Annotated in this window: 3 protein-coding genes and 1 pseudogene; 1 reads left to right on the plus strand and 3 read right to left on the minus strand. The window is 49.9% G+C overall.

Annotation, left to right across the window (positions count from 1 at the left end; translation table 11 throughout):
- Positions 1-94: 94 nt before the first annotated feature.
- From IQ260_RS28865 to IQ260_RS28875, 3 genes are all read right to left on the minus strand, one after another.
- Positions 95-1,042 carry a hypothetical protein gene (locus IQ260_RS28865; RefSeq protein ID WP_193996515.1) on the minus strand — a complete coding sequence of 316 codons (948 nt, stop codon included), beginning with the start codon at positions 1,040-1,042 and terminating at the stop codon, positions 95-97.
- Positions 1,043-1,191: 149 nt separating this feature from the next.
- Positions 1,192-1,329: a hypothetical protein gene (locus tag IQ260_RS28870; RefSeq protein ID WP_193996516.1), complete on the minus strand. Its 138-nt coding sequence runs from the start codon at positions 1,327-1,329 to the stop codon at positions 1,192-1,194.
- A 213-nt stretch (positions 1,330-1,542) separates the two neighbouring features.
- The gene (locus IQ260_RS28875; protein WP_193996517.1) at positions 1,543-2,622 is read right to left on the minus strand and encodes a proprotein convertase P-domain-containing protein; all 1,080 of its coding nucleotides are present in this window, start codon (positions 2,620-2,622) and stop codon (positions 1,543-1,545) included.
- Positions 2,623-2,751: 129 nt separating this feature from the next.
- Here IQ260_RS28875 and IQ260_RS28880 point away from each other — a divergent pair.
- A pseudogene (locus tag IQ260_RS28880) lies at positions 2,752-3,542 on the plus strand (hypothetical protein); the annotation flags it as partial.

Below are 3,542 nucleotides of genomic sequence, written 5' to 3' on the forward strand. Positions count from 1 at the left end.
TTGCTCATAGCGCTCTGTACTCATCGGTGGCTCCCTGGGTAGCGGTGCACTCACTTTAGCGGATGATCAGGCTATGGGCCACAAGTAATGACTATCAAGGGTTTGAACACTTAGTAGGAAAAGTCAGAACGGAGATGACTGGTTCAAAGTCTTGTACACCTTCGCCAAGGAAGACTGAGTCAGTGGCATTAATGATCACATTACCGCCGTTGCCAGAATCCGAGGTGGCGGCAAAGATGCGTCCGCCGTTGCCAAGATTGAGCTGTCCAACATCGAGACGAATAGTACCAGCATCACCTGTGCTGTTGGCGTTACTGGTGATTTGGCTATTGGTGAAGGTGACCTGACCAGGGCTGGTGACGGTGACACCACCTGCAGGCTGACTGCCGTTGGCACTAGCCTCAATGTTGACATTGTTGAGGATAATATCTCCAGTATTTTGGATAAGCGTATTACCTGGCTGACCAAGATTATCTATGTTTAGGGTAATTGTCTCAGGTGCCTGATTAATAGTAGGGTTGGGATCTGCAATCTCGATGCGTCCGCTAGTGATTAAACGCAGGTTGTCAATGGTCAAACTCTCGCTGCGGCCCTGAACGTTAACATCTCCAGAGTTACCACTGCCTGCGAGGGTTAGAATCTCTAAGCCTGAGATGGTAGATGAGGCTTCAAGATAAATGTTTCCTCCTGTGTCTGTTACCCCGCTGGCTTCTGCGATCGCAGCTGTCAATATCCGTCCACCGTCACCAGTAATCGAGCCTTTAGGAGCCCTTACAGAAGTACTTCCGCCATTGCCTGCAGCGCCAGCAACCGAATATGAAAATGAGCTGATTAGACTATTATCTACAAATCTTTCAGACAGATTTGCTATCTCGATATCGCCAAAGTTGGACACAAGAGCAATACTTCCCCCATCCCCACTCTCGTCGAGGGACGAGTTTGAAGATGAGGAGGATCTAAGCGTACTGGCAATATCAATGTCACCGTCGGCAGAGACCGTGATTGCTCCCCCGTTTCCACTCTCATTAGAGCCTGAGCCCAAGGCCAACTCAGCTCCTGAGTTTAATGATGAGTACGAATCTAGGTCGCTGTCTTTGCCAATACGAATATCACCGTCGGCAGAGACCGTGATTATCCCGCCGTTTCCACTCTGACCAAAGCTCGAATCCGATCGCGAGTTCGAAAACGAGCTTAGGCCGCCCGAGTATTGGCCACTGTTAATATCAATGTCACCGTCAGCAGAGACCGTGATTGCTCCGCTGTTTCCACTCTGACTAAAGCCCGAGTTCGATTGCGAGAACGACCATGAGGATGAGGTAATAGCGCCATCAAGGTCAATGCTACCACCGACAGAGAGAGAGATTATCCCCCCATCTCCACTCTGACTAGAGCCCAGGTCCTCCGGAAGTGCGAACGAGTTTGAAGACGAGGACGAGCCAATAGAGCCGTTAACATCAATGTTACCGTCAGCAGAGATGGTGATTGTCCCGCCGTTTCCACTTATATTGGCACCTGAGTTCGACTGCGCGTACGAGGAAGAGTCTATACTACTAAAAAAACCGCTATCAATGTCAATGTCACCCCCAGCAGAGAGAGAGAGAGAGAGCCCCCGTTTCCACTTTGACTAGGCCCTGAATATGGGGACAGGTCCTCGTGCTCGTTTGAGATCGAGGTTGAGCTTAGTAGGCCATTAACATCAATGCTATCACCAGCGGAGAAAGTGATTGCCCCGCCGTCTCCGCTGACAATGACATTCGAGGTCGAAGTATCCACTGTAGCGACCACGATATTACCTCCAGCCTTGATGCCTACTGCGCCGCCTTCACCACCGGTTCCCCTGCCGGTAGTAATGATCTCGGCAACAGAAGCATTGGCGTCGGCGATTAAGTTTACCGTACCGCCGCTTTCATCTCTCTCTAAATTGAGCAACAACTGGGTGCCTTGTGCCGTTCCCCAGGGTGCAGTATTATCCCCTACCTGAAATAACTTTCCAGAATCTCCCAGAAAAAGATCTGTAACCCTAAGCGTCCACGTTCCTTCTGATGACTGACCATCAAAAACAGCGAGTCCTCCAGTTCCCTGAGGATGAAACCTACCATTAAATGGTGCAGCGCTATATTCATTATTGTCGATAGCAGACCACCCGAATTCATCATCCAGAATGGTATCTTGAAAGTTATCGCCGCCGCCGCCAACCCGGCTAAAAAGAACTAAAGATGTTCCATCCGGTGAAGTAAGTACGGCCTCCAAATCGCCATCATAAGTATGCTCTGCCGAAAAACGCACGTTTAGGTCGTTGATATTGCCTGTTCCATCAGGCACGATGAAGCTAAAACTAGCGGTGCCTGCAGTGCCCGTCTCGGGAATTGGTCCACCGGCATCAATGTTAATGATCTCATGCTCAATTACGGAAGTATCAATCTTCCCCAATATCAAACCGATACCCGATATGGACAAATCTCGTCCATTGGTTTGTAGCGTGTCCTGCACGTCCAGCATTAGTACATCGCCTAAACCATCCGCATTAGCATCCGCCTCTAGGGCGATACGACCGGTGCCATAGGCAAACGACAGGGCATTATCTGCAATGTCAGCTACAGTAATATTGTCCGCCGCCTGCACCAGCAGATTTGTATTACCGTGGCATTCGTGACAGGTTAAACCTATGGCAGATAAGTCAATAAGTAGAGATACTTATTTTCGGGAGGGTAGATCCAGGTCACAGTAAAGCCATTGTGCATGGGCAGTGAGATGGCTAAGGGTAAACCTCGTTCTAACCGAGATCATGCTCAGAAAAAACACCGCCCGGATATTTCCGATGAGGTCATCGCCAAGCAGCTCGAAGAGTTGCTGACCCCAGCGATTGATGCCCAAGCCAGCTACTATCGACAACTAGACCTCAGGGCTCGCATTCTGACCTTGCCCTTGATGGTAGCAGCGGTCCTGACATTGTTGTGGCGAGATGTGCCGAGTGTGCACGAACTCTGCCGGATGCTCGCCCGTGAGGATTTGCTATGGTGTCGAGCGGTTAAGGTTTCTCAACAAGCGCTCGCTCAGAGATTTCTGGAGTTCCCCGCTGAGTTATTTGAACGGGTCTTTTTTGAGGTACTCCCGCGTTTGAAACACCGCTGGCAGGCGCGTCAAAACCGTCCCTTGCCCACGAGTGTTCGCAAGGCTCATGAGCAGTTTGAACAGATTTGGATTGCCGATGGTTCGACCCTGGAGAAGTTGTTTCGCAAATTAGGCAGTTTGCAAGCGATAGAGACCGCTCCCTTAGCGGGCAAAATGGTGACGCTCATCGATCTGGTTACCCGTCTGCCCGTTCACATCTGGTTTTGCGATAATCCCAGACGGTCTGATGCTAAATTCGAGGACCAACTACGGTCAGTTACCCCCGCTAAAACCCTGTTACTGCCAGCAATTCCAAATTCAAACGGCATCAATTTATACAGAAATAAAGGACATAAGGTTAATGAAGATAGAAACGACCCTGTTGATGTGAGTTCCGGTTATGGTCCCTATTTCTCTGAGTTTCGGTGTGC

It is taken from the genome of Leptolyngbya cf. ectocarpi LEGE 11479 (genome assembly GCF_015207065.1).
Taxonomy (GTDB): domain Bacteria; phylum Cyanobacteriota; class Cyanobacteriia; order Phormidesmidales; family Phormidesmidaceae; genus Leptothoe; species Leptothoe ectocarpi.

Excerpts from the sequence above, each read along its gene's own strand:
- IQ260_RS28870 (WP_193996516.1), bottom strand. The coding sequence starts at position 1,329 with ATGGCGCTATTACCTCATCCTCATGGTCGTTCTCGCAATCGAACTCGG.